At 39.0% G+C, this 1511-nt stretch carries 1 protein-coding gene and 1 pseudogene; one reads left to right on the top strand and one right to left on the bottom strand.

The window, feature by feature from the left end; all coding sequences use genetic code 11:
• A pseudogene (locus H6G97_RS51145) lies at positions 1–219 on the top strand (GIY-YIG nuclease family protein); the annotation flags it as partial.
• A 68-nt stretch (positions 220–287) separates the two neighbouring features.
• Here H6G97_RS51145 and H6G97_RS54610 read toward each other — a convergent pair.
• A complete protein-coding gene (locus tag H6G97_RS54610) occupies positions 288–944 on the bottom strand; it encodes a hypothetical protein (RefSeq protein ID WP_190947784.1) in 657 nt (218 codons plus the stop codon).
• Between the last annotated feature and the right edge of the window lie 567 nt (positions 945–1511).

Below are 1511 nucleotides of genomic sequence, written 5' to 3'. Positions count from 1 at the left end.
GGAACTTGGTCACACAGAGGTAATGTAGAACTATATTTTAAACACCGCTATCATAATTACAATTATCGCATTGGCAGTTTAACTGAGTACTTCAAATTTGGTGCTACCGATGCCAACGCTGCTCTACATGAGCTACAACAAATGAAAGATAAAGTACTTTCTCCAGTCGAGATAGACATTCTTAAGGACAACATTAGCTTATCTCAAGTTGCTATCTAGCTTATACTCATGCGGGAGCAACAGTCAGGTTCCATATTTCTATGCGATCGCCAAAGCAACACTAATTGCTATCTATTAGACTTTTTGTGCTTTGTGGGGTCAACTAACCGATATGATTGGTCAGATTCACTCGTTGGAGGAAACGGATTTCCGGCAGTTGATGTTACCTCTAACCCTGTGCCTTTTCCATTAGAATTGATCACTTCATACTGTCCACTGATGGGAGTGCGTTCGCCTGGACTATGCAAGGAATATTGAGCCTCCTCTGATTGGCTTAACTCTGTAGTAACAGGACTGTAAAGTATAGTAAACTGACTTTTAATTTCAAAACCTGGAAGATAGCCACCGTGGAACGGGATATCTGACAACTGACTGAACGTGCTTTTAATGGATGAGATTGGTTGAAGCAAGTTTTCGTTGTCTTGGCTCCATCCAATAATTTGTGCATCTAGCAATTCTTGAAACTCAAGAGCGTGTACTGCCGCCTCATCCGAGGGAGTTTGGCTATCCACAACAATTGATAACTTCAGAGTCAACAAAAGTATCGTTTGTCTTTCTAAAGAATCGTCCTTGGAGGTAACTTGTGTACAAGACTCGTCTACATAAAAACCGAATTGGCTTTTAAAAGGTGAAAAGCTCGGTGTTTGAAGTTGTTGACTAAGATATGATAGTAATCCGGTATCCGGATCTGATAGAATCTGGCGAACGATGGGGATTTGTGTCATAAATACTCTAGAAGTTTTAAATTAAATGTTTTCTTTGCCATCAATTTCACCAGATTCAGCACTTTGAGACATCCATCAAACTGACGAGAGTTAGCTCAATCGCTCTACCGATTTACTTAAAACATCTTTAGTGCTGCAATACGCCAGATAATTGCTAAATCCTCGACAAAGGAGCAATCATAGACGTGAGGGCAATACAGTTCGGTTCAGACAACTCTTTGCCCTTGACAGCAGAAGAGTTTTTGAGCTTCGCTAACCATCTTGATAAATCCTCTTTGAGGTAGAATGAAACAACCCTGCCATTGAGGGTGGATTTGATAACCGATAAAACTCAAGTAATGTAGTAGTATAATTTGATTATCATCTCTGTTTCAGACTGCTATATTACTTAAGTCTGTTTTAGTGAAACAATAATTAATGCAGCCTCAGTATTGTCTCAAACATGAGAACATTGCAGCTTACTTTTTTAAAACATTCAGCTAGAGTCTTGATTTTAAGTATTTCTATTTTGCTTATACTATGGTTGAGTTCGCCGCTTCTGCCAATATTTGCAAAATCAGAAACTCA

It is taken from the genome of Nostoc flagelliforme FACHB-838, from assembly GCF_014698065.1.
Taxonomy (GTDB): Bacteria; Cyanobacteriota; Cyanobacteriia; order Cyanobacteriales; family Nostocaceae; genus Nostoc; species Nostoc flagelliforme_B.
The sequence above is the reverse complement of the archived record's forward strand: the minus strand, read 5'-3'. Positions and strand labels throughout refer to the sequence as shown.